This is a genomic window from Dyadobacter alkalitolerans DSM 23607, assembly GCF_000428845.1.
Classification (GTDB): domain Bacteria; phylum Bacteroidota; class Bacteroidia; order Cytophagales; family Spirosomataceae; genus Dyadobacter; species Dyadobacter alkalitolerans.
The window spans coordinates 155,355-178,827 of record NZ_AUAS01000002.1; the positions used below are offsets into that span (position 1 = coordinate 155,355).

Annotated in this window: 23 protein-coding genes; 15 read left to right on the plus strand and 8 right to left on the minus strand. The window is 45.4% G+C overall.

Annotated elements, in window-relative coordinates:
• Positions 1-200: 200 nt before the first annotated feature.
• Positions 201-617, plus strand: coding sequence for a hypothetical protein (locus G395_RS0103790; RefSeq protein ID WP_026628862.1), 417 nt, complete (start codon positions 201-203; stop codon positions 615-617).
• Positions 618-675: 58 nt separating this feature from the next.
• Here G395_RS0103790 and G395_RS0103795 read toward each other — a convergent pair whose 3' ends face one another.
• The 3 genes from G395_RS0103795 to G395_RS0103805 form a co-directional block, all read right to left on the minus strand.
• Positions 676-1,296, minus strand: a complete 621-nt coding sequence (locus tag G395_RS0103795; protein WP_051349961.1) for a DUF6134 family protein — start codon at positions 1,294-1,296, stop codon at positions 676-678.
• Positions 1,297-1,481: 185 nt separating this feature from the next.
• On the minus strand, positions 1,482-2,120 hold the full coding sequence (locus G395_RS0103800; RefSeq protein ID WP_026628864.1) for a hypothetical protein: 639 nt from the start codon (positions 2,118-2,120) through the stop codon (positions 1,482-1,484).
• Between the two features lie 73 nt (positions 2,121-2,193).
• Positions 2,194-3,702 carry a serine hydrolase domain-containing protein gene (locus G395_RS0103805; RefSeq protein WP_026628865.1) on the minus strand — a complete coding sequence of 503 codons (1,509 nt, stop codon included), beginning with the start codon at positions 3,700-3,702 and terminating at the stop codon, positions 2,194-2,196.
• A gap of 308 nt (positions 3,703-4,010) precedes the next feature.
• On the opposite strand from G395_RS0103805, the gene G395_RS0103810 reads away from it, so the two are divergent.
• Positions 4,011-5,174, plus strand: a complete 1,164-nt coding sequence (locus G395_RS0103810) for an MFS transporter (RefSeq protein WP_026628866.1) — start codon at positions 4,011-4,013, stop codon at positions 5,172-5,174.
• A 76-nt stretch (positions 5,175-5,250) separates the two neighbouring features.
• Here the strand turns inward: G395_RS0103810 and G395_RS0103815 are convergent, their stop codons facing one another.
• Positions 5,251-6,171: a sugar phosphate isomerase/epimerase family protein gene (locus G395_RS0103815; protein ID WP_026628867.1), complete on the minus strand. Its 921-nt coding sequence runs from the start codon at positions 6,169-6,171 to the stop codon at positions 5,251-5,253.
• 192 nt (positions 6,172-6,363) lie between these two features.
• Here G395_RS0103815 and G395_RS0103820 point away from each other — a divergent pair, with 192 nt between their 5' ends.
• The 13 genes from G395_RS0103820 (at position 6,364) to G395_RS0103880 (ending at position 16,196) form a co-directional block, all read left to right on the plus strand.
• A complete protein-coding gene (locus G395_RS0103820; protein WP_026628868.1) occupies positions 6,364-7,056 on the plus strand; it encodes a hypothetical protein in 693 nt (230 codons plus the stop codon).
• A gap of 19 nt (positions 7,057-7,075) precedes the next feature.
• The gene (locus G395_RS0103825; RefSeq protein WP_026628869.1) at positions 7,076-8,089 is read left to right on the plus strand and encodes a hypothetical protein; all 1,014 of its coding nucleotides are present in this window, start codon (positions 7,076-7,078) and stop codon (positions 8,087-8,089) included.
• A 48-nt stretch (positions 8,090-8,137) separates the two neighbouring features.
• Positions 8,138-9,157, plus strand: coding sequence for a Ppx/GppA phosphatase family protein (locus tag G395_RS0103830; protein WP_026628870.1), 1,020 nt, complete (start codon positions 8,138-8,140; stop codon positions 9,155-9,157).
• A 99-nt stretch (positions 9,158-9,256) separates the two neighbouring features.
• Positions 9,257-9,757 carry a hypothetical protein gene (locus tag G395_RS0103835; protein WP_026628871.1) on the plus strand — a complete coding sequence of 167 codons (501 nt, stop codon included), beginning with the start codon at positions 9,257-9,259 and terminating at the stop codon, positions 9,755-9,757.
• Positions 9,739-10,401 (plus strand): hypothetical protein, encoded by a 663-nt coding sequence (locus G395_RS0103840; protein ID WP_026628872.1) that lies wholly within the window; start codon positions 9,739-9,741, stop codon positions 10,399-10,401. Before G395_RS0103835 ends, G395_RS0103840 begins: the two co-directional genes overlap by 19 nt.
• A 51-nt stretch (positions 10,402-10,452) precedes the next feature.
• Positions 10,453-10,728 (plus strand): DUF6364 family protein, encoded by a 276-nt coding sequence (locus G395_RS28450; protein WP_035360355.1) that lies wholly within the window; start codon positions 10,453-10,455, stop codon positions 10,726-10,728.
• On the plus strand, positions 10,725-11,177 hold the full coding sequence (locus tag G395_RS0103850) for a PIN domain-containing protein (RefSeq protein ID WP_026628873.1): 453 nt from the start codon (positions 10,725-10,727) through the stop codon (positions 11,175-11,177). The genes G395_RS28450 and G395_RS0103850 overlap by 4 nt, the downstream gene beginning before the upstream one ends.
• Positions 11,177-12,658, plus strand: a complete 1,482-nt coding sequence (locus tag G395_RS0103855; RefSeq protein WP_026628874.1) for an HsdM family class I SAM-dependent methyltransferase — start codon at positions 11,177-11,179, stop codon at positions 12,656-12,658. Before G395_RS0103850 ends, G395_RS0103855 begins: the two co-directional genes overlap by 1 nt.
• Before the next feature lie 99 nt (positions 12,659-12,757).
• Entirely contained in the window at positions 12,758-13,345 is a 588-nt protein-coding gene (locus tag G395_RS0103860) for a TetR/AcrR family transcriptional regulator (RefSeq protein WP_026628875.1), read from the plus strand.
• Between the two features lie 35 nt (positions 13,346-13,380).
• A complete protein-coding gene (locus G395_RS0103865; RefSeq protein WP_026628876.1) occupies positions 13,381-13,620 on the plus strand; it encodes a hypothetical protein in 240 nt (79 codons plus the stop codon).
• Positions 13,621-13,636: 16 nt separating this feature from the next.
• Positions 13,637-14,899: an MFS transporter gene (locus tag G395_RS0103870; RefSeq protein WP_026628877.1), complete on the plus strand. Its 1,263-nt coding sequence runs from the start codon at positions 13,637-13,639 to the stop codon at positions 14,897-14,899.
• A gap of 225 nt (positions 14,900-15,124) precedes the next feature.
• Complete coding sequence (locus tag G395_RS0103875; protein WP_026628878.1) at positions 15,125-15,889, plus strand: ParA family protein; 765 nt, start codon at positions 15,125-15,127, stop codon at positions 15,887-15,889.
• A 4-nt stretch (positions 15,890-15,893) separates the two neighbouring features.
• On the plus strand, positions 15,894-16,196 hold the full coding sequence (locus G395_RS0103880) for a hypothetical protein (RefSeq protein WP_026628879.1): 303 nt from the start codon (positions 15,894-15,896) through the stop codon (positions 16,194-16,196).
• A gap of 107 nt (positions 16,197-16,303) precedes the next feature.
• On the opposite strand, the gene G395_RS0103885 is transcribed toward G395_RS0103880, so the two are convergent.
• The 4 genes from G395_RS0103885 to G395_RS0103900 form a co-directional block, all read right to left on the minus strand.
• A complete protein-coding gene (locus G395_RS0103885) occupies positions 16,304-18,118 on the minus strand; it encodes a M64 family metallopeptidase (RefSeq protein ID WP_026628880.1) in 1,815 nt (604 codons plus the stop codon).
• Positions 18,119-18,583 carry a hypothetical protein gene (locus tag G395_RS0103890; protein WP_051349962.1) on the minus strand — a complete coding sequence of 155 codons (465 nt, stop codon included), beginning with the start codon at positions 18,581-18,583 and terminating at the stop codon, positions 18,119-18,121. It lies immediately after the preceding gene.
• 75 nt (positions 18,584-18,658) lie between these two features.
• Positions 18,659-20,173, minus strand: coding sequence for a DUF1501 domain-containing protein (locus G395_RS0103895; protein WP_026628882.1), 1,515 nt, complete (start codon positions 20,171-20,173; stop codon positions 18,659-18,661).
• A gap of 3 nt (positions 20,174-20,176) precedes the next feature.
• On the minus strand, positions 20,177-23,431 hold the full coding sequence (locus G395_RS0103900; RefSeq protein WP_229203954.1) for a DUF1553 domain-containing protein: 3,255 nt from the start codon (positions 23,429-23,431) through the stop codon (positions 20,177-20,179).
• Between the last annotated feature and the right edge of the window lie 42 nt (positions 23,432-23,473).

Consider the following 23,473-nt stretch of genomic DNA (forward strand, 5'->3'; position numbering starts at 1 on the left):
CCAAAATCACCTTCATTTAAACGCCGACGATTGTCATACTAACAATAATTTGACAAATCAATCGCCAAAAGTTACCTCAAAATCCATATTTTTAACTTTTAGGCTGCATTTTAGCGCCTAGTAGGATGGCAAGAAATTTTTTATATTCATGAAATCCCGTACAACGGGAGGTTTTGTTACTCGATTAAACGGATAATATCATGAATAAGTCATCTTTTTTAGTATCTATATTATTGCTTACAGGATTAGTTACGTTCAGTGCACAGGCACAGTCTATTGTTGATCCGGGAGTTTCTGTTCACAATTACAAACACCCGAATAAAGCTGCAAAAGCCAAAGCTAACCGTGGCAGTGATGCTGTCGTTTATAATTTGAACACAGTTGAAAGTTACAGCAAGCAACAACGCAGTCGATATGTGAGCAACACGCCTAAGTATGCACCGCGCCCGGTGACGCTGGTGGTTACCAAGCGTTACACGCCGCAAGGAGTCGATATCAACCCATTGATTTCACCGCGGAACTACAAGACTCCTACTAATATAACGACCAGCGACAACACGCAAGTGGCTGATTATTATAGCAAGCCAGATAGTACAGCTTATCCTACTGTTGACTAAGCGTTCGTAACTCAAAAAGAAAGCCGGCCCAAAAAATTGGACCGGCTTTCTTTTTGGTTTATAAGCTACTGACTTGCTTTTTCTCGTTAAGGACTATTCTCAGCTTAAATCCAGCTAGGTCCGTTTTGACTTCCCGGCAGAGCCCATCTTTATAAGAGTAGATTCCTTGTTTGCCATCGGGAAGTGTTACGCCATACTTCCCTTGCGCAAGCTTTTTGACGCTGCACATCTTCCCATATCGCTCAGAGTAAACTTCATTGATATTAATTGGCTCCTTATAATAGAGGCCGGTTATCGTGCTGCTAATCGGTCTATTGAGTGAAAGCTTAGGCTTGTCCTCGCCGTCTTCACCCGAAAACAACACTTCATAAGAACTCTTTGCTGCACTTTTAGTAAGTGTTTTTTCCTTCAAATCCCCGTTCACATGATGCGCGCAAGTTGCGGACACCAGCTTTCCTCCCGAATAATTCGCCTGGGTTGAATACTTACCCTTGTAGAACATCACCTTGAAATCCGATTCAATGCGATGTTGCTGCAAATTATCCTTGCCCTGGTCATCGAAGACCTTTAAAGATCCGATGGTGCGTCCTGCAACGATCACGTCGTATACATTTTGCGCCCGGACCATTGAAGCCGAAAGAAATAACATTCCGAAAACCAAATACCCTGAAACTCTCATTTTATGTCTTTTTGCTGTCGAAATAGTGCGTTGCTAGTATAACTCTAAACTATTGTTCCTATTGCTTTCTATAAAGATAATCAGCGATATGACAGGCTCACACGACGCCCGACAAGTTTTCATAGGGTAATGTGGGGACTGAATGGAGCATTATTACCCAATCCCGGAAATCCCGTTCAAAACGGTCAAAATTTGCCAAATTTTAATGTAAGGTTATAGGTAATGTTGCTCAGATCGGAATCGCTCAGGCCGTTTCCTTTTGCACCAAACGCTTGCCGATACGACACACCCGGGCTGAAACGCATCCATTTTAAGACATTGAATTCAACCTGTACACCCGGCTCCATGAGGAAGAAAAACTTAGGATCTTCGCCATCGTGATCGTCAAAATCGAAATCCCAGTCATCCACTTCCCGCCGATCGTATTGCAATGTAAATCCGGTCCCGGTTAACAAATTGAAATTGAAATGCACCCATTTAGTCGAAGCAACCACATATTCCGTCATTAAGCCGGCTTGCCCATATTGATAGGTCATCTTTCTGGCCGGGAATTGCTGGTCCTGCAAAGGAACCGGGATGTGGTTGGTTGTGGCCGCAAAGCCCAAACCTAGCATGAAGCGGCGATTGATGAACCAGCCGCCGTAGATACCGGGCATATTGGCATAGCTGCCATTGATTTTTGTAAACTTATTGGAGATCGCCGCATATCCGCTGGAGCGCCGAACACCTGAGCTTTTGAAAATTGTTTCGTTTTCCTGCGCCAGGATGTCTGTGGCGGAAATGCCGATTAAGCAGATGGCTAATAAGAGTATCGTTTTCATCATTTTCTGATTTTGTTTCTTATCAGACAATCCAGAAAATCGACTCCCCTATTTAGTCATGAAATTTTTTAGGAAATTATTTGGCAAGCGAAAAATCAAGCTGCTGTATCAATGCCGGGTTTTCGGGTGACAAGGTGAAGAAAACGCGCACATTGCCATTGGAACAATTTAGAAGAAAACTTCCTCTTAACTGGTTTTCAGCCTTTATTTCCGTTGAGCCGGTCACATTTCCGGTTTGCGTGAGAATGGCGTCCAGCTCCTGCTTTCTGTGATTTACAGATCTGTCGGGAAAGAAATTCTCTGCAAATATCCCGCTCTGTTCTGCGCCTTCCCAATGCGGCAAGAGTTTGAGTAAGGCATCTTTTCTTTGTCTCAAAATGGCAGAAACCTCCACAGGAAGCGGTTTCAGACCTGCTAATGTGATGATCGTGTCGAGCACGGCGGTGTTAATGTTGGCCATGCCTGCGTAGGTGCGGTTGGCGTGAGCAAGGATTCCAATGCCGTATTCAGGCAGGATTTGCCACTGGCTCCCAAACCCCGGCAAGCCTCCCGTATGCCCTATTCCAGTCCGTCCTTCGCAATCGCGGCTCCAACGCAATCCATAACCATATGCGGAAGCCATCGCACAGGGACGACCATTGGGATATTTATATTGTGCATTCAAATAGCTGAAATTCCACGGCATCTGCATTTCCCTCACGTCACTTCTCGAAACGGGGCCCATTTCCGGATCATTGCTTGGCGGCCAGGCCGACAAATGAAAAGAAACATATTTACTAAAATCATCGATAGAAGTGATCAAACCGCCCATGGCGCCATAAGTGCCGTCATGCTCCAATTCTTCTTCCTTCCACAATTCGTCCTCAAAGCGATATCCGTGCGCTAACAGGTTTGCAGGCGCCTTAGTATATTCCCAAATGGTGTTAGTCATCCCCAACTTCTTAAAAACAACCTCATTAATATATTCCTGGTAAGGCTGCCCCGAAACATGGCTAATGATCTTGCCCAGCATAGCGAATCCCAGATTGCTATACTCGTATGTCACGCCGGGAACATTTGAGAATGAAATTCCTTTTTTAATCAATTCAATAAGCTGCTCATCCTTTGTATCCAGCTGCCTGTCACCCCAGGGATTGTCTTCCGGGAAGCCTGCCTGGTGGGTCAGCAGGTGCCTGATGGTGATAGCCGGGGCATCACTGGTCAGCGACGGCATATCTTTCAACTCGGGGATGTATAGATAGGCCGGATCATCGAGTTTCAGCTTTCCCTCCTTCCGAAGGGCCAGGATGCCCATCGCCGTGACGCTCTTGGACATGGAGGCGATCCGGAACAAGGAGCCAGGCGACGCTTTGGTCTCCGTGGCGATCTCTGAGAAGCCGGTCGCACCAGACATTACAAGCTGACCGTCCGCCACTATGCCGAATGCCACAGCAGGAAAATGGTTCTTTTCAGCATATTCATTGTACATCTTCTCAATCACAGGCAATGTGGCTTTGATCCTGGCGGCCCGGTCGCCGCTGTTTTCCTGGCCAAAAGCGCTTATGAATATCAGAAAACTAAGGAGTGATGTAAAGGCAAATTTCATTTATCCAATGATTTTTATGATGGCTGAAAGGTCAATTTACAAAATGGATTACGCTATTTGAAAAAAGCTGAATCAGAAAATGCTATTTCTTATTTTTGTACAACACATACTTTTTAATATTATTTAAAAAGTACAACAACGGTGAATCAAAATGTTTGATAATCCGTTATTTTTGCATCCGAGAGTGATTAACAATAAAAGCAATCTTTGTTTTTCACTATTCTAAAAAACTGGAATCTTAAAAAAATCATAACAAATAAATACGAATTGATAGTGCTGCACACATCTGTCATTAAATTTTCTCTCCTATGAATTATTCAATTTTCGCCCCCTCCGACTCCCGAAAGTATCTGCGCCTGGCCGTGGCTGCTTTCTTCTTCGTTCAAGGCCTTAGTTTTGCGGCTTGGGCGAGCCGGATCCCGGATATCAAGAACATGCTGCACCTGACCGAAGGCGGTTTGGGGACAGTTCTCTTGGCACTACCCATCGGCTTAATGGCCAGCTTACCCATCTCAGGCTGGATGGTGACACATTACGGAAGTAAAAAAATGGTGCTTATCGGAGCCATTTTGTACGCGGTCACATTGTCTTTTATAGGTTTCGTAACCAGGACCGAGCAACTTGTTATTGCGCTGTTCGCATTCGGGCTTTGGGGAAACCTGACTAACATTGCAGTGAACACACAAGCTGTTGCGGTGGAACAGGTCTACGGAAAATCCATCATGGCGTCATTTCACGGACTCTGGAGTTTGGCTGGCTTTGTGAGCGCGATGATTGGCTCTTTCTTTATTTCGGTTAGTATCCCTCCTCATATTCATTTTAGCATTATCGCGCTGGCGGCATTCATCATTATTTTCACCGCTTACAAGCATACAATGCCTGATAGCGAAAAGAACGAAGGCGAAGCGCAACCGATGTTCGTAAAGCCGGACCGTGATTTGCTAATGCTAGGTTTGATCGGATTCTGTGCCATGGTTTGTGAAGGCGCAATGTTCGATTGGAGCGGCGTTTATTTTCAGGAAGCCGTTCACGTGCCTGCCTCATTGACAACGCTTGGTTATGTAGCCTTTATGGGCACCATGACTGGCGGTCGCTTCGCTGGCGACTGGCTTGCCAACCGCATCGGACGCAAGAAAATGTTGCAGATCAGCGGCGCTTTGATGGGATCCGGGTTAGCTATTGCTGTGTTTTTCCCATTCCTGGTTCCGGCAACATTCGGATTCCTTTTGGTAGGATTTGGCGTTTCGTCCGTTGTGCCATTGGTTTACAGTGCGGCAGGAAAATCAACCACCATGTCGGCCGGAATGGCGCTGGCTGCGGTTTCATCGATCAGCTTTATCGGTTTCCTTATCGGACCTCCGTTGATCGGGATTGTCGCTCAGTTTGCCGATTTGAGAATGTCATTCGGGATTGTTGGCATACTCGCTTCCTTAACAGCATTCCTGTCTGCGAAAGCTAAGTTGATCCAATAACTAGGGTTATTTTAATAAAATAAAAAGGATAGTCGAGAGGCTATCCTTTTTTGTATTTCAAGAGAGCCATTGAGTTTCACCCGAGAAACTGACGAAGGTAATTTCTACTTGTCAGGATTGCGCTTTGGACATCTGTAATGCTTCCTTCATAAGCCTTATCTTCGACTTCGATGACAACCGGGCCCCGGTAACGCACGTCCGTTAAAGCCGCGAAGAAGGCGCGCCAGTTTACATCACCCAAGCCGGGCAATTTGGGAGAATGATATTCCAGCGGATTCGCCATAATGCCTACCCTGTTCAGCTTGTCTTTGTAAATTTTTGCATCCTTTAAATGAATGTGGTGCAGGCGGTCTTTGTAATCATAAATTGGCTTAGTCTCACTCATCATTTGCCAGATCATGTGAGAAGGATCATAGTTCAGACCAAAAATCGGGCTTGGTATGATCTCAAACATCCTGTCCCAGACTGCAGGACTGATAGCCAGGTTCTTTCCGCCCGGCCATTCGTCGTCTGTAAAGAACATCGGGCAATTTTCGATCCCTATCTTGACATTATTTTCCTCGGCAACCTTTACGATTGCGGGCCATACATCGGCAAATTTGGCCAGATTCTCTTTAATGCTCTTCGCCGGATTACGCCCGATGAATGTCGTAACCACAGGAATACCAAGCTTCGCTGCCCCACGGATCACCTGCTTAATGTGTTCGATATAATAACCGGAACGCTCCTCGTCCGGATCAAGCGGATTGGGATAATATCCCAGCGCCGAAATGGTAATATTGGCTTCCTTTAATGTATGCCTGATCCCTGCAATCCGCTCGGGTGTGAAGTTGTTGACGTCAATGTGCGTGACGCCGGCGTATCTTCTGCTATCCGCATTATCCGATGGCCAGCACATCATTTCTACACAGGAAAATCCATGATTTCCTGCAAACTGAACCACGTGTTCAAAGCTAAAATCGCCCAAAATGGCGCTATTAAAACCTAGTTTAAGCATAAGGATTTAGTTTTTGAGGTAAACATCACCAAAAAACCGGCGGCATTCAAGAATCAACCGCATTTCTATCCAAATTTTCCGTGGCTTCATCAATTCAGGGCACCATTGGTAATTATCGTACGGTACGAAATCCTTTTAATTTTAGTAATATTGACCTGACAAAAACAATGAATCTTAACACTTTAGACGCATATGGCAGATTCAGAACCGGGTATTGGAAGAAAGATACTCAGCTTTTTTATCAAGGAGGGTGAGGAACCGATCAGGCCCGCACAAGGCAATACTGCACCAATTACAAACGCAACGCAGGAAGCTCCCAAACCAGTCATCGCGAACACCGCCCCGAATGCTGCGGGCACCGGCAACATCGACAAGAAATTCACAGAACATTTTGTGAGCCTGCTCGAAAAAGCCAACCTGCCGGGACCTGATTATTTCGAATACAAACAGGCACTTCAAAGTATGGAAGGTCTGGGATTAGGAGAGGAAAAGCAGTTCCAGGCCGCTTGGGCAAGTTTCAAGGCGATGGGTGGTGTGAAGGAAATAACGGTTTTGAACACTTCTGCCAATCAATACCTGGGAATTTTGGATAAGGACCGGGCTTCGTTTTTGAAAGATGTAGAAAGGGCGATTAAGGATCGCGTGGGCGCATTGCAGGATGAGGAAAAGCGGCTGGAAGATGCCAATAAGGCCATTGCCCAGCAGATTGCGGATCTGCAAAAAAAGATGGACGAGAATAAGAACCGACTCGGACAAATCTCGGGAGAAGTGGCAGAACAAAGTGCGAAGATCAATGCAAACAAGGATAGTTTTGAAATCACCTATCTCAGTTTCGTAGATCAGATTAAGTCGGATTTAAATAAAATCAATCAATATCTCAAATAACCTAACATTTCGATCAACAATGGCTACACCAGATTTTACACAAATCGGAGGCTCGCAGGAAGACGCATCAAAGCGATCATACTGGAGCAAACCCGAAGGCATAACCTCACTCCTTTTTATCGGGGCGGCCGGGGCGGTAACCCTTTATTTTTGGAATAAAATCGCAGCTTTCCTGATAGAAGTGACTAAAAACACACTCTATCTGGGCTTTTTAATGGCTGTGCTTGCGCTGCTTATCTTTCTATTTACCAGCAAAGATGTAAGAACGGCGGTTTTCTTCCTTTTCAAAACACTCATGCGTAACATTACCGGCCTGATTATCAAGTTGGATCCGATTGCGATTATGAAAATTTATATTGATGACCTGAAAGAGAAAAGGGAGAAAATGCAAGGTCAGATCAATACGCTCGCTGGCCAGCTCGTGAAATTGAACAAGAACATTAACGAGAATAACGAGCAGATAAAGCAAAAATTTGCGGAGGCAAACAAAGCGAGCACCATGCTCGACCGGCCGGGAATGAAGGAAACAGCGTCTTTGGCAACCATTGAAGGAGCCGGTTTGCAGGAAATGAACGAGAAGCTTTTTCCACTCCAACGCAACATGAAAACGGTGCTCGAATTCATGGAAAAGGTGAATAAAAGCGCTGACTACATCATTAAGGAAACAGAAATTAAGGTTAAACTGAAAGAAGCGGAATATAGAATTGTGAAGGAAAGCTCCAATGCGTTGCGTACGGCGATCAGCATTTTCAAAGGAAATCCTGACAAAAAGTTCTATTTTGATGAATCGATGGAATACATTCAGGACGATATGAGCCAGAAGCTGGGAGAAATGAAGCGCGCGATGGACTTGTCACTGGACTTTATCAACGGCGTGGACGTTCAGAACGGGCTGCTTTCTGACAAAGGACAAGCTATGCTGGAAGCTTATAACTCCGGACAATTTAAACTTATCCAGCTCGATAATCCGCAGCCGGTAAACCGTTCGGTAGAAACTCCGAAAGATTCCAGCTACAAAGGATTACTGGACTAGAATTCTTCCTTACTTCGATTTACATTATTCATTTTACATAAAAAATCAATGAAAAGACTAACAGTTGCGGGCCGGTTGATTATCACCGCTATCATTATTGGGGCCATATTCTTAGGTTACAAATATCTCGGCGGCGAAAAGGCTCTGAACCAAATGGCTGAGGATCGTGCACAAAGTCCGCAAACGGAAGCGAGTAACACCGACCCCGATATGCCTTCGGCCGAAACGCCTGCGGAAAATTCAGAAGCAACTTCCACAGAGGTTTCAGCATTCAGTTACACACCACCGGCGCCAGTGGATGGCAAATTACGCGGCGTTGTTGAGCTGGGGGCAAGCGGTTTCAACTCATTCATTATTAAGGTTGACAAAGAAAAACGCTGGTCTCTTGAAAAATCTGAATTCGGAAACAGTCTTGTGACCGAAAATATGGCGACGGATGAAGACGTCAGAATTGGCCTGAAAAAATACATTAGCGGCATGCTGGATTACGGCGTGGGCAGCAAAGACATTCACTTCGTAGTGAGCTCCGGTGCTGCGAAAGCGGATGTTACGGTAAAAATAACGCGTGTTTTGAAATCACTTGGATACGTGGTGAACCAGGTTACTGCCGAGCAGGAAGGGCAGTTGGCTCTGAAATCGGTTTTACCAGCTGACTACGCAGGCAAAGCATTCGTGGTTGACATTGGCTCCGGGAACACGAAAATTTCATGGATTGAGAATGGAAAAGTTTCGGCGCTTGAATCTTACGGAGCTAAATATTTCCAGGAAGGAACAGACGATTCCAAAGTGTACCAGGAAGTAAGCGCGAAGGCCAAACAAATTCCTGAGGATTTGAGAAAAACCTGCTTCATCATCGGCGGCGTTCCCTTTGAAATGGCCAAAGAAGTGCGCAAAGGAAAAGAACGCTACACCACATTGAGCGCGCCGCTCGCCTATTCGAAATTGACGAATGCCAAATCGAAAGCGGGTGTGAACATTTACAAAGCAGTAACAGATGCAACTGGCTGTCAGCAATTTGTATTCGACTGGGATGCCAACTTTACGATCGGCTTCTTATTAGGATTATGATTTGAGAAGAACTGAGTTGATTTTTGGAGGAGGGGAAATTTACAAATGTAAAATTCCCCTCCTCTTTTGTTATCTTTCCCTTTTATTGCAAATTAATACATGACACTATCCCAACTCTTCAATTCCATCTCGGAAAATCCCTGGCCGCTGGCCATCTATTTCATGTTGTTACCGGTTTTTGCATGGCTCATTGGAATGGCGGCAGACGGCAGTAAGGATGTTAAACTTTGGAGCTACGTTTATGCCGTGCTCGTTTATGCAGTTTGCATTCCAGGTATTTTCGCTGTTACGCTCAACATTTATCTTTTTCTGTTCGAAAGGCAAAGTGTTTGGCAGGCAAACATTATTATGCAGTTTCTGCCGATCATTTCCGTGGGCTTGACCCTGATGTTGATCAAAAGCAAGATCCCATTTTCGTTAATTCCCGGATTTGGCAAAATTTCCGGATTTCTAACATTGATTTTTGCACTCATCGGGGTGATGTGGTTTGTCGACAGAATCCACTTAGTAGCATGGACTTACGTTCCGTTTAGTGCCATTTTGATCGGTTTTGTTCTCACTTTACTAGCGATTAGGTTTGCATGGAGCAAATTGTTCTGACCAAGGGCTCGTATATTCAAATCTCAATTGGCGAAAATCAGCGAATTTTTGCTCGCGAGCTTGTTGAGCATTCTTTGCGCCACCATCACGTCGCTAATATTTGGGACAAGCACAACGACAAACTTTCTCAAACCAGGATGATGCGTTTTACCGGAAGTCTGGGTGAAATCATTTTCGCAGATTGCTATCATTTACCGCGGCCGACGAAATCCTTCGGCGCAACAGACGGCCAGGATTGGGGCCAGGACTTTCTGATCAAATCCGAGGAGCATTCATTCTCCGTCGGTATTAAATCCATGAAACGCCGCACTGGCAAGTTAGGCTCCGACTATGTCCTGAACATTCCGTCATCGCAACTGCACAAAGCCAATTCCAAAACTTCGCATTACTTCTGCATCTCCTTTCACCAGTGCCCCACGGAAGGCACCGTCGCCTCCCTACTCGGTTTCATTGATAAGGTTGCATTAGAAAAAGGAGAAGTCGGAGCGCTATATAAAAGCGGCACAAAACGCATCCGATCTGACGGAACTTCGTTTACATTTTATGAAAATACATATGAAGTATTGTTCCGCGACATTGATCCGCCCGTTGTGACAAACCATATCAGGAAGTTGCCCGGCTTCCGGATCTGTGCGTTGACATAATGATTTTTATACGTATATTTAAATGGTTTTATTCAAGAACACACGTGTAAAATGAAAACAGTAAAAGAGCCAAAAGTTAAACTAACGCTTAGTGTCCGTAAATCGGCTATTGAACAAGCAAAAAGATTTGCAGCAACACGTGGCACATCTTTATCAAATCTCTTCGAAGAATATCTTTTAAGTTACACAAAATCAGAAGATACAACCATTGCTAAAAAGCCTTCGATTGCTGACGAACTTTTCGGATGTGCCAAGGATGGTCCTCTTCGTTATATGACAGACAGAGAAATTAAGGACTTGATGATCAAGGATAAATACGGGCTATGAAGCTGTTTCTGGATACGAATGTCCTGATTGACCACGCACTTGCGAGACCTACCGGAGAGCCTTTCGAAGCAAAGTTTATCCTGTCCTGGGCTTTGGAGAATGAGATCCCCATGTATATTTCACCGGGTAGCTTTCACACTTTCGTATACATCTTGCAGAAAAATGGCCTTAGAAACGAGGAGTTGAAGAAAAGATTGAAACTCTATCTCGGCTTCCTGCATGTCTGCTATACAGATAGTAAGTGTTTGCTGGATAGTCTGACATCGAGTTTTAAAGATCTGGAAGATGGCTTTCAATACAATACTGCGGTTAAGGCGGGTTGCGACTATCTTCTGACAGGCAACACCAAGGATTTTAGTTCAGCGGCAGATAATAGCACGATTAAGGTGCTTGCTCCGTCTAAATTTTTGACACAGGTTCTAAAAAAGAGGCCAGGCATCGACTTCTAATGGCTTCGCAAACACGCACTTACGGAAAGAAAAAGCTGCTTGGCCAGGTTTACACGCCACCTCATATCGTTGATAAAATCCTGAAAGATGCCGGGTTTTATGATGCTGATCTGACCCACAAAAAAATCCTGGATCCTGCTTGTGGAGATGGGAGATTCCTGGTTCCTCTCGTTGAACACATTATTAAGACGACTCCTTCGCACCAGCTTACTGATAGCCTAAACCAGATTTATGGCTGGGACATTGACTCAGGGGCACTTGAAAGTTGCAGGAAACATTTGGATGCACTAACCGAACCGTTGGGTGTTAGTATCAACTGGAATCTTAAACTTTGCGATGCGCTCAAACAATTTCGAAAGCGTTTGAAGTTTGATTTTATCTTTGGGAATCCGCCCTACATTCGGATCCAGCTTCTCCCAATTGCGCAAAGGACATTTATCCAATCCCACTATGCCTTCTGTAAAAAAGGCTCTACGGATGCATACATGGCCTTTTTCGAGCTAGCTGTAAAATTGCTATCTCCCGGCGGGACCTGTGGATTTATCACGCCCAATGGCTTCTTAACCTCCGAAACGGGGAAGCCGCTTCGCTCCTATTTCCAGCAGAATCGGAATGTAAAGCAGATTACGAATTACGGGTCCGTTCCAGTTTTTGGAAATACAGCAACTTATTCCGCAATCGTGGTCTTTGGAAAATTGGATCAAGCACACTTTACATTTGAACAATGTGAAAGCGCTGACTTACAATACAAAAAAAGAGATATCCACTTTTCCGAACTTCCTGAATTAAAGCCCTGGCAGTTGTCCGTCAAGCGTTCTGAGCACATTAATGGTCAACGATTAGGCGACATATGCCAGATTTCTGTGGGCCTTACCACATTAGCTGATGCATATTACTTGTTTACGATCATTCGGGAGGACTCAAATCTTGTTTATGCCCAAAACAAGAACGGGATGCAGGTTTACCTGGAAAAAGACATCCTCAAACCCATCATTAAGGCTTCTAAATTGAAGTCTGCGGCGGATCCGGTGACAGAATACATTTTGTTCCCTTACCAAAGAGATGCCGCTGGCAAACAGCGCATTATACCCGAAAATGTTCTTCAAGACCAATTTCCTCAAACTTTTTCCTATTTGCTTAAAGTAAAACCTGCCCTTGATCGTCGTGATAATGGGAAGATTAATGCGGTTGCCTGGTATGCTTTTGGGCGTGCACAGGGATTAGACAACACATTTGGTAAAAAAATCGTGTTTTCGCCGATGAACCGCGCTCCGAATTTCGTGCTTTATGATAACCCGGACGTGACTGTCTATTCGGGATATTTTATAAAATATGATGGCGATTATGAAGCGCTGCTGACCCAACTAAACTCGCCACGAATGGCCGAATTTATCGCCGTAGCGGGTCGTGATTTTCAGGGTGGGTACAAAGGTTATAACAAAAAGATCATCGAGAACTTTATCATAACCTTACCTGATTAGCTTGAAACAGTGAACTGTATTGAATTTATTTAATCTTAAAAAATCAATAAATAAACGAACGTTCATTTATATTTGCGTTGAAATTTGATACTTTATGAATTGAGAACCAGAGATATTAACAAAGAAACGGTCATTCGGGAAAAGGCGATTGAAATGATCGTCGATCATGGATTTGAAGGTTTGAGCATGCATAAGTTGGCGAAAGCGGCAGGCGTTTCGGTGGCGACCATTTACATTTACTTCAAAGACCGCGAAGACCTGATCCAGCAACTGTATGCCGAGGAAATGCAGAAAATGGTGGAGGCCACATTACGCGATTTTGATCCCGAATCCCATTTCGACGACGGCTTGAAAGTGCAGTGGCTTAACCGGATGAATTACTGTTTCGAGAATCCATACAGCATGTTTTTTACGGAGCAAGTCAAGCATTCACCCTTGGTCGACCGCTCTAATATTGACACGCGGTTCCTGAATGCGATGCACCGGTTTGTAAATCGGGCCATTGAAAGAAATGAAGTCATTCCTTTGCCGGTTGAAATTTACTGGTCAATTGCTTTTGCCCCGCTCTATCAATTAGTGAAATTTCACATTGCAAAAACAAGTATGCCGGGTCGGCCGCAATTTGTTTTGGATGAAGAGAAGATAAATCTGACGCTAGGCCTGGTTATCAAAGCTTTAAAACCTTGAAACAGCGACTTTTGGCTGTCTTAAAATTAGCTCACATGAAAAATAATCTCAACAAACCGGAATTTATATTGGTATTCCGTACCAATATAAATCGCAAAAAGCATGTTAAGTCCCTGACTCCGCTTCTCAACGGCTGTTCAGAAATCATCAAATGGAACATTGACTTATCTGATTGCGACAATGTCCTGCGCATCGAAGCGACGCATCCGCATCATGAATCCGTCATTCACCTGGTGACCACTGCGGGGTTCAACTGCGAAGAATTAACAGACTAGAAACCAACCACACCTTATGACAGAATCTAAACCAAGCACTTTTTCGGGCTATGAAAAGTTTATCATAGCCATTTTAGCCACATTACAATTCACGATCGTACTGGATTTCATGGTGCTTTCGCCATTGGGATACATTTTACTCGACAAACTCGACATCTCTACGAGCCAGTTCGGGCTCGTGGTGTCGGCCTATGCATTCAGCGCAGGTGCGGCCGGCCTGCTTACGGCGGGATTTGCTGATAAGTTTGATCGCAAAAAGATGCTCCTGTTCTTCTATACGGGCTTTATAATCGGCACGTTTTTATGCGGCATCGCTCCAACTTATCATTTTTTGCTCATGGCTCGCGTTTTCACCGGGCTTTTTGGCGGCGTAATCGGCTCTATCAGTTTTGCGATTATTACAGATTTGTTCCCGATTAACGCGCGCGGCCGTGTGATGGGATTTGTGCAAATGGCCTTTGCGAGCAGCCAGGTTTTGGGAATTCCAATCGGACTTTACCTTGCAAAGGAATTCAGCTGGCATGCCCCATTCCTGATGATCGTCGGATTAAGCCTGATTGTAGGTTTCCTTATCGTGACTTACATGAAACCGATTAATGCACATTTGAAAATCCAGACCCAGAGCAATGCATTCCAGCATTTGGGAAAAACACTATCCCGCCCGGAATATCTTCAGGGTTTTGCAGCGACCACATTACTAGCCACCGGAGGTTTCATGCTGATGCCGTTCGGGACAGCTTATGGAGTCAACAACCTCGGCATTCAGGAAGCACAACTTCCGACCTTATATATGATCACCGGACTTTGCATGCTGGTCTTCAGTCCGTTCATCGGGAAGCTTAGCGATAAGGTCGGGAAGTACAAAGTCTTCCTCGCCGGCTCTGCAATCACTTGCGTAATGACCCTCATTTATTGCAATCTCGGCGTCACACCGCTTTGGATTATTATCATTTTGAATGTGCTCCTCTTTGTAGGAATAACCGGCCGAATGATCTCCGCATCTGCGCTGATGACGGCAGTTCCCGAGCCGCAGGACCGCGGTGCGTTTATGGGAATCAACTCATCAATCCAGCAAATCGCCGGCGGCCTCGCCTCGCTCCTCGCAGGGTTCATCGTCTCAGAAACCAGCACGGGATTTATTGAACATTATCCGACATTAGGCAATGTGGTTGTTGTTGCTGTTGTGGTGACTGCATTATTGATGTACAGGATTCATCGGTATGTTACGGCGAAGTTGCTGGCGAGCTCGGCGGATGGTGTTGTGAAACCGACTGTTTGAAAATGATTATGTGATATCCCCTGCTTGTAAATGAGCCACTTACGACCTCATTAAAAATAAATTCATATAATACTTATCATTCTTTTAAAAAGATCTATACATTTACAAAGCGAAAAACTTTTGAAGCTTTTTATTTCTAAGGATTAGGTATAAAATTATTTTACGTTTATTTACGTATCAAACTGGAAATAAACTATTATCTTTTTATACTTATAATACTTTTAAATGAAAATCATTAGTATTGTCAACAACAAAGGCGGTGTGGGAAAGACCACTTCGGCTCAGAGTATTGCTGCCGGTCTCAGCAAATTTGCCAATGCAAGGGTGCTGGTAATTGATCTGGATGCGCAGGCTAGCCTTACCAAAAGTTTCGGCATTCAGCATGCAGGACTTAAAAAAGACAGTGGCTCGTTCATTACCGGCGAATATGAATTTGATGAGATCGTGAAGCGGGTTGGGGATATTGATGTGTTGCCTGGATCGGCAGAATTGATACACCGCGAAGACACCATTAAGGCGGCTCCTGTATTTCCGTTCAACCTGAAAATTGCATTGGAAAAAATCAAGGACCGTTACGATTTCGTGATCATCGACTGCCCGCCTGCATTGTATGGAAATACGCGGTTGGCCCTGGTTTCGTGCCACCAGTACTATGTCCCTTTGCAGGCTGAGTTTTTGAGTTATGAGGGTCTTCGGAATTTTCTGGTTTATTCTGCGGAGATCAAAAAGATTAGCCCGAACACAAATCTAGGCGGCGTTTTTGCAACGAGATATAACCCTAAAATCAGAAAGAAGATCAGCCATGAACTGATCAACGCCACGAAGGAACAACTGGGCGATGTTTTCATGGCATCCTATATCCGCGACAACATTGCGCTTTCCGAAGCGCAGGCAAACGGAACAACCATATTTGATTACGCACCGAATAGTAATGGTGCCGAAGATTATTACAAACTGACACGAGAAATTTTAGAACGAATCAATAACTGACACGATGGCTAAGGAAAGGAAATTCGATTTTGCGCCGCTTCCGCGGGTTGCTGACATTCAGGAGGAGGTTGATAACAACAAAACCAATGAGGTTGCAGACGGAGCGCCCACCAAAGTAACATTTGATTGTGATTACATTTTAATGGAAAACATGAAAGATTACGGTTACTGGGAAGGTCTGACGCAAAAAGACATCATTCTTGAATCCTTAAAGCTCTATTTTCAGGACAAAGAGATCCGCCCAAGACCAGACAAAATTAGAAACCGTACAAAAGTAGGCCGCAAGCCAAAGTCGGTTAGTGAGTAAAATGTTACATCCCCTGTCACACTGAGCGGAGCCGAAGTGCGCTTCTGCTAGCAGTAACGCACTTCGGCTCCGCTCAGTGTGACAGTCGCTTACAATAACTCATCATCCTACTCAATCAGCAGCTTTCCGGAGACCTCTCTGCCTCCATTGCTGAATTTGTATAAATACAATCCCGTCGTCCTATTCAAATTCAGTTCTGTTTGCTGCTCGAACTGCTTATCCATTACTTTTCTGCCTTGTATATCGAACAGCGTGAACAGGGACGTTCCTGCCAGCTTCGTCGTGACTTGCACAAAACCTCTTGCCGGATTAGGTGAAACCTGTACAAGTGCGTTGGCTGGATTTTCAACAGCTAATATCGGCGCCACTTTTACTTCCGTTGTCGCGGTGTCTGCACAGCCATTTCCGTCTACCACCCGAACTTCATAAACGCCCGAATTTTTGACAGTTGCATTTTCGATCCGTGCCGTCTGGGTTTGGGATTTAAAATCTTCCGGTCCTTGCCAGGAATAGCTGATGCCTCCGTCGGCTGAAAGTTCAATGGTCTCTTTTTCAAAGTAAGGGCCTGTGTTGGTCGCAGTGGCTTTTGGTTGTTCAAAGACGATAACCTTTACTTTTAATGTGGAATCAGGCTGGCCGGGCGTTTTGCATGTTACAGTGTAGTCGGTTGTTGCCTTTGGGTTTACATTAATAGACAACCCAGCTTCACCTGTGGACCAGGAAACATTTCCGGCGCAGCCGGATGCAGTGAGCAAGCTAAACTCACCCGGACAAACGTTAGGATCAGAAATTTTCACTTTAAAGACAAGTGGTGCATTGCTTTTGACCAAAGTCCATTGAACCGTTTTAGTACGCTCATTCGCCCTGCTATCACGTCGGCTTAGCAATGTTGAGTCAAACACCGAGGCAACTAAGTTGCCCGAATTTTCCTCCATATCGGCCGCATTTAAGCTTATTTCGCTTCCGGTCCTGATCAACTTTCCGTCCAGCGTCCATGTTACCTTCAAGCTGTTGGGCTCGGGCTCGACCAGGTTTAATTTAAATGTTTTGGGTTGTTCCGAAAGCACGATTCCCTGCGATGGCTCAGGCGAAACCTGGTCAATAGGACTTACATATTGCAAAATCCGCTCAGCCGTGGCCTCTTTACAAACTGCACAAAACGGTCGGTCGAGATATTCCATCAGGCAGTTGGCGTGCGTTGGCTTAAACCATTTTGCGGCCTCACCTTCGCCGTGTGGGAATATACCGATGTTGGTTTCGTCCAGCCAGTTTTTCCATTTTATTGTAGCCGGATCGGTAATGGCTGTCATATTAGGCGCCTCCCAGCCATATTGCGGCCCAGCCCAGTATTCATCATTCAGAAAAGAAAATGTATGTCCGATTTCATGAACGCCGATAGTGTTCGCAGCTGAATGCAATGTATGGACCGCAATGCCGCCGCCTGAACCGCCATAGAATGGTGTGTTAACCAGCATGACGACCAGATCAGCCGTTGGAAAGTTGACGGCCAGCACATTCGTGAGATTCTGATAGTTCTGGACAACAACGAGCCGATGAATGTATTCGCCGAATGTCGTCCCGTAATAAGTGTCTTTCTTACCAACAGGCTGATCGGGATACGCGTCGGGTGCATTGCCCGGATTGCTCACGCCGCTTTCCTTGGACGGTGTTGCAATAGAGAAAAAGTTGAAATAGTTACGGTAAACATTGTACGGCGCGTAGTTGAGAAAGAAGTCCGCAAATTCCCTTGCCTCTTCCGTAAACTTCGGAAGTTCGGTCTGTGTAAAACCGTCGCCCAGAATAACAACATTAACCCTGTTATCGATGGAGCCATGTTTATAGATGGTATCGACCTCAAAAGTTTGAGAAAAGCAGGCGAAAGATGAAATTAAAAATAATACGAGGGTAAAGAATCTGGCCATCTATTCTAAGTTAAGTGTGTAGATTTTAATGTTCTCTTTTCCAGGTGTAATGCTGTATAATTCAACCTTTTCCAGACCATTATCATTTTGAATACGAACAGAAAGTATGCCTTCCTTTGCGTTTAAATCCTGTTTGGTCAGCCGTCCGTCCCCGCTGGCAACCTCTACAGACTTGTAAAGCGGATGCTCGAAAACCAATGCCTTTTCCATATCATCAACCGGATAGCGCGGGATTACAACGATCCGATAAGGACTATGAACAGGCGCAGCTAAATTTTTAAGCTTCCCATTTCCTGAAACTGCATTAACCAGCTCAACCGTCTCCATTTTCCCGTTCCCTTTACTAATCTTGAAATCCAGGAAAAGAATGTGGTTTGAAGCATTAGGATCATAATTTCTGACCCGCCGGATCGAAAGTGTCGATTCAGCAGTTTTGCAGCCCGTCAGCGCAACGCCAATTATCATTACAAGTAAAAAGCAAATTTTGTACATTATAACTTCTGACACAAAATCCTTGAAAACGGTTGCATAGCGCATTGCCTAAGTAAGGATGCTTTTTACCACATGGCCATGCACATCCGTGAGCCGGAACCTTCTGCCTTGAAATTTATAAGTCAACTGCTCGTGGTCAACGCCCATTAAGTGCATTAATGTTGCCTGAAAATCATGCACATGAACAGGATCTTTTACAATGTTATAACTAAAATCGTCCGTCTCACCGAAACTGATTCCGGGCTTCACTCCCGCCCCGGCCATCCACATAGTGAAGCAGCGCGGGTGATGGTCGCGGCCGTAATCATCGGCAGTAAGTTTGCCTTGCGAGTAAACCGTGCGCCCGAATTCTCCTCCCCAAACAACCAATGTATCGTCCAGCAATCCCCTGCGTTTCAAATCCATGATCAATGCAGCCGTGGCCTGATCTGTGTTTTTACATTGCTGGGCGATGCTTTTGGGCAGTCCGCCATGGTTGTCCCAGCCCTGGTGATAGAGTTGCACAAACTTGACATCCTTTTCCAAAAGCTTGCGAGCGAGAATGCAATTAGCCGCATAAGTCCCTGCATCACGGCTATCCGGCCCATACAAATCGAAAACCTCATCCGGTTCACCGGCGGTATCCATCACTTCCGGCACGGATGTCTGCATCCGGAAAGCCATTTCATACTGTGCAATGCGCGCGTCCACTTCGGGATCACCGTAGGGCTCATTTTGGAGTTGATTCAGCTTTGCCAGGTAATCCAACATTTCCCTCCGGTCTGCGCCATCATAGCCTTCGGGATTATTCAGGAAAAGCACCGGATCTTTCCCGGACCTGAACTGAACGCCCTGGTGTTTGGAAGGCAAAAAGCCGTTTCCCCAGAGCCTGGCATACAACGGCTGATCTCTTGCACCATTTTTTGAAACTAAGACAATGAATGATGGCAGATTTTGATTATCGGTCCCTAATCCATAACTAACCCACGAACCGATAGACGGCCTGCCCGGGAGCTGATTGCCCGTTTGGAAAAAAGTGATTGCCGGATCGTGGTTAATGGCCTCGGAATAAACGGATTTGATCATACACAACTCATCCACAACCTTGGCAGTATGCGGCATCAACTCACTCACCCAAGTGCCGCTTTTGCCATGCTGGTTAAATCCATAAACCGACGGGACCACCGGCAAAGAACTCTGGTTCGCGCTCATGCCCGTAAGCCTCTGCCCTTTCCTAACCGAGTCGGGCAAGTTCTGGCCGGCCATATTAACCAGTTTTGGTTTATAATCGAATGTTTCAAACTGTGAAGGGCCGCCCGCCATGAACAGGTAAACCACCCGTTTTGCCTTAGGGGCAATGTGGGGCAGCGCTTTCAGGACTTTTTCTTCCAATGCCGCCGCCCCTTCGGTGGTAGCGGCCGCACCGGAACCAAAGAGCTTTTGCGAACCAAATAACGATCCCATCGCCAGCGCACCCAGTCCCAGCGAGGTTTTAACCAGGAAATTCCGTCTTTCCAGTTTTTTATTTAGTATATCAAATTCAGGGCTATTGATCCTGAACGGTTCTTTGTGATGGTCTTCCATGGTTCATCGCTTGGTTAGGGATGCATCCGAATTCAATATCGTGCTTGCCACAACTGCATTAGCCGCTATTTGCGTCAAATCCATTTTTTTGTCAATAACAAACTGCCCTTGCGTCAGCCAGCCCAACGCTTTTCCGGGTTCTTTGCTGAACTTTTCCACCTGCTTTTTTTGCAGATCCATCAAAAGCACAACTTCCTTCGGCGAAGGCTTTCTGCCTGTCAATTTGCGGTAACTCATTATAATAGCATCATTTGTATTCTTCATTGAAGCCATTTGCTGCCCCATCACTTTCATGGCTTCGTTGAACGTCGGATCATTCAATGTGACAAGCGCTTGCAGTGGGGTGTTGGTTTTTTGCCGCCTTACCATGCAAAAACTACGCGACGTGGCATCGAATGTGGCGAGCGTAGGATTAGGGACGGATCTTTTGGTTATCACATATAAGCTTCGCCGGTAAACTGCGTCGCCTGAATCCCGCTGATAACTTGTATTATTAATCTCCCAAAGCCCATCCGGCTGATAAGGCTTGACGCTCTTTCCGCCAACTCTTTTATTAATCAATCCGCTCGCTGCCAATGCATTATCCCGGATCATTTCAGCGGTAAGCCGGTTGGCAGGACTGTGCGAAAGCAGCCGGTTTTCCGGATCTTTTTCGCGAACTTCCTTCGAAACGTCCGAGCGCTGCCGGTAAGTGGCCGACATGACAATCAGCTTGTTAAGCTCTTTCACATTCCATCCCGATTCCTGAAAACGAATCGCGAGCCAATCCAGCAATTCAAGGTGGCTGGGCATTTCTCCCTGGTTACCAAAATCTTCCGTTGTTTTCACCAATCCGGTGCCAAAGAAGTTCTGCCAAAACCGGTTCACCGCCACCCGGGCCGTCAGCGGATTGTCCTTACTCGTCAGCCACTGCGCAAGTCCATATCTGTTTTTGGGCAAATTTTCAGGAAATACCAATATTGATTTGGGTGTGTTAGGAAAAACCTCTTCCCCGAAAGAATCGTAATTTCCACGCAGCAAAATGTGCGCCTTTTTCCGTTTTGGCATTTCTGCCATCACCATTAATTCTTTGATATGCTCCGTAGAATCAGCCAGCGCAGTCCGGGTCTTTTGAAGATCCATTTCCGCTTTGGTAACCGATTTAGAAACAGCTGAAAAATAATACTCTTTCAACACCTTCCGCTGCTCGTCCGACCATGCCGTTTGATCTAAGGAAAGAATCGACTTCCAATCATTTTTAGCTGCTAAAATGCCGATTTCAAACGGGGTTAACGCGCGGTTGTACACTACTATATCATCTGCCAGACCATTCTTAAAACCGTTGCCACGCCACCAGGCACCAATTTGCAAGCCGGGCTGCACATTGGATTTGAATAAAATATCTTTGGTCAGCTGATCCGTTTCCGTAACCATCGCCATTTCTGCACCATCCATAAACACCTTAAAGCCAGCCGCTTTCGACGATCCGTCATAAGTGATCGTCAGCTGGATCCATTTATTTCTCGGCACATTGACTTTCGAAACTTTTGTAATCGCATTTGAAGGCGAAGTATGCGCCATATTCAGTTCCAGCTTGTTATTTTTCAGATAAAGATGATAGCCGCGGTAATTATAAAGCCGCTCCGCCTGACTCTTATGCAAAATCACCCCCTCTTTCATTTTCTCAGGCACATTTACCCAAATTCCAATGCTGAAAGGTTCCGACTTTCTGAAAACGCCGATTTGATTTAAATCCAAAAAAACATCACCGTCGAATTGCATGGCATATCCGCCTCGATTCGTTACAAAAACCGGCTTTCCGCCAGGCTGGCCCGACTCCCGTTTCATCACTGCCTTTTCAGCCTGATTGACCTCATTGGATAAAACTTTACTGCTCAATGCACCTTTATCAAACGAAAAATGTGCTTGTAAGCCCGCAGACGGAATTCGTTCACTTGCCAATTCCCGCAAGCCAGCACTGCTAAGCCACTTCTCGAAACCAGTCTGATCATTGTTTTTCATTTGCACGACAGCCTTTTGCTGCTCCATTTCTCTCGATTTCAGGAATTTCAGCATCTTCTCCTCCGCATCGGTCGGTAACATGAGCGTTGGTGTGGGAAGCGCGTCGTCCCAGGAAATTTGTCCAGCTTCTTTTACATTATTGAAAAAGCTGAATAGCTCGTAGTAGTTTTTTTGGGAGATCGGGTCATATTTATGGTCGTGACATTTGGCACAACCTACTGATAGTCCAAGCATTGCATCGCCGAATGTATTGGTGCGGTCGACAACATATTCCGTTTGAAACTCTTCCTCAATGATCCCACCCTCCATATTCTGCTGATGGTTCCGGTTGAATGCCGTAGCGATCAGCATTTCTTTCGTAGGTTTTTGCATCAGGTCGCCGGCAAGCTGCCAGTGCAAAAATTTATCGTAAGGCAAGTTCCGATTGAATGCACCGATGACCCAGTCGCGGTAAGGCGACATGTCGCGGAGACGATCCACAGTATAGCCATGCGAATCCGCAAAACGCGCCAGATCCAGCCAGTCAACAGCCATTTTTTCTCCATAATGTGGTGAGTTCATGAGCCGGTCAACCTGTTTTTCGTAGGCATCGGCCGATTTGTCATTCAAGAAGCGATCCATTTCTGCAATGGACGGAGGTAATCCGGTCAAATCGAGTGATAACCGACGCAATAACAGCTCTTTATCTGCTTCGGCGGAAGGTTTGAGATTTTCGGTTTCCAGCTTGGCCAGGATAAAATGATCGATCTGGTTTTTGACCCAATTATCATTTTTGACGTCTGGCATTTCCACTCTTTCAGGCTTTACAAAGGCCCAATGTGGTTTGTAAGCAGTGCCTTCTTCGATCCATTTGATCAAAATTGCCTTTTCCCTGGCGTTCAAACTCAAATGCGATGCCGACGTCGGCATCATATAGTCAGGATCGCCTGAAAGAATGCGGTGGAATACTTCGCTGTTTTTCAGGCTGCCCGGGTCAATCGCCACTTTTCCTTTATTTTCCGGAAGATCACTATATGCAGCTTCCTGTAAATCAAGCCTTAACCCGGCCTTTTGTTTGGCTTTATCCGGTCCGTGGCAGACGAAGCATTTGTCCGACAGCACTGGTTTCACATGCTGATTATAATCCAGGTTTTCCGGCAGTTCCTCATACGCAAGCTTCACATCCTGAGGCAGTTCAGGTCCGCAAGCCAGCATTCCGAAGACGCATGACGCAAATAATATGGCTTTAACCGAGATAGTCATGCCGATTTTAGTCATTTTTAATATAGGATTCAAAGTTTAATCCTAATTATTTCTCTA

What these genes read in the sequence shown, in the direction of transcription:
- G395_RS0103790 (WP_026628862.1), top strand. Translation starts at nt 201, where the DNA reads ATGAATAAGTCATCTTTTTTAGTATCTATATTATTGCTTACAGGATTA.
- G395_RS0103795 (WP_051349961.1), bottom strand. Translation starts at nt 1,296, where the DNA reads ATGAGAGTTTCAGGGTATTTGGTTTTCGGAATGTTATTTCTTTCGGCT.
- G395_RS0103800 (WP_026628864.1), bottom strand. Translation starts at nt 2,120, where the DNA reads ATGATGAAAACGATACTCTTATTAGCCATCTGCTTAATCGGCATTTCC.
- G395_RS0103805 (WP_026628865.1), bottom strand. Translation starts at nt 3,702, where the DNA reads ATGAAATTTGCCTTTACATCACTCCTTAGTTTTCTGATATTCATAAGC.
- G395_RS0103810 (WP_026628866.1), top strand. Translation starts at nt 4,011, where the DNA reads ATGAATTATTCAATTTTCGCCCCCTCCGACTCCCGAAAGTATCTGCGC.
- G395_RS0103815 (WP_026628867.1), bottom strand. Translation starts at nt 6,171, where the DNA reads ATGCTTAAACTAGGTTTTAATAGCGCCATTTTGGGCGATTTTAGCTTT.
- G395_RS0103820 (WP_026628868.1), top strand. Translation starts at nt 6,364, where the DNA reads ATGGCAGATTCAGAACCGGGTATTGGAAGAAAGATACTCAGCTTTTTT.
- G395_RS0103825 (WP_026628869.1), top strand. Translation starts at nt 7,076, where the DNA reads ATGGCTACACCAGATTTTACACAAATCGGAGGCTCGCAGGAAGACGCA.
- G395_RS0103830 (WP_026628870.1), top strand. Translation starts at nt 8,138, where the DNA reads ATGAAAAGACTAACAGTTGCGGGCCGGTTGATTATCACCGCTATCATT.
- G395_RS0103835 (WP_026628871.1), top strand. Translation starts at nt 9,257, where the DNA reads ATGACACTATCCCAACTCTTCAATTCCATCTCGGAAAATCCCTGGCCG.
- G395_RS0103840 (WP_026628872.1), top strand. Translation starts at nt 9,739, where the DNA reads ATGGAGCAAATTGTTCTGACCAAGGGCTCGTATATTCAAATCTCAATT.
- G395_RS28450 (WP_035360355.1), top strand. Translation starts at nt 10,453, where the DNA reads ATGAAAACAGTAAAAGAGCCAAAAGTTAAACTAACGCTTAGTGTCCGT.
- G395_RS0103850 (WP_026628873.1), top strand. Translation starts at nt 10,725, where the DNA reads ATGAAGCTGTTTCTGGATACGAATGTCCTGATTGACCACGCACTTGCG.
- G395_RS0103855 (WP_026628874.1), top strand. Translation starts at nt 11,177, where the DNA reads ATGGCTTCGCAAACACGCACTTACGGAAAGAAAAAGCTGCTTGGCCAG.
- G395_RS0103865 (WP_026628876.1), top strand. Translation starts at nt 13,381, where the DNA reads ATGAAAAATAATCTCAACAAACCGGAATTTATATTGGTATTCCGTACC.
- G395_RS0103870 (WP_026628877.1), top strand. Translation starts at nt 13,637, where the DNA reads ATGACAGAATCTAAACCAAGCACTTTTTCGGGCTATGAAAAGTTTATC.
- G395_RS0103875 (WP_026628878.1), top strand. Translation starts at nt 15,125, where the DNA reads ATGAAAATCATTAGTATTGTCAACAACAAAGGCGGTGTGGGAAAGACC.
- G395_RS0103880 (WP_026628879.1), top strand. Translation starts at nt 15,894, where the DNA reads ATGGCTAAGGAAAGGAAATTCGATTTTGCGCCGCTTCCGCGGGTTGCT.
- G395_RS0103885 (WP_026628880.1), bottom strand. Translation starts at nt 18,118, where the DNA reads ATGGCCAGATTCTTTACCCTCGTATTATTTTTAATTTCATCTTTCGCC.
- G395_RS0103890 (WP_051349962.1), bottom strand. Translation starts at nt 18,583, where the DNA reads ATGATAATTGGCGTTGCGCTGACGGGCTGCAAAACTGCTGAATCGACA.
- G395_RS0103895 (WP_026628882.1), bottom strand. Translation starts at nt 20,173, where the DNA reads ATGGAAGACCATCACAAAGAACCGTTCAGGATCAATAGCCCTGAATTT.
- G395_RS0103900 (WP_229203954.1), bottom strand. Translation starts at nt 23,431, where the DNA reads ATGACTAAAATCGGCATGACTATCTCGGTTAAAGCCATATTATTTGCG.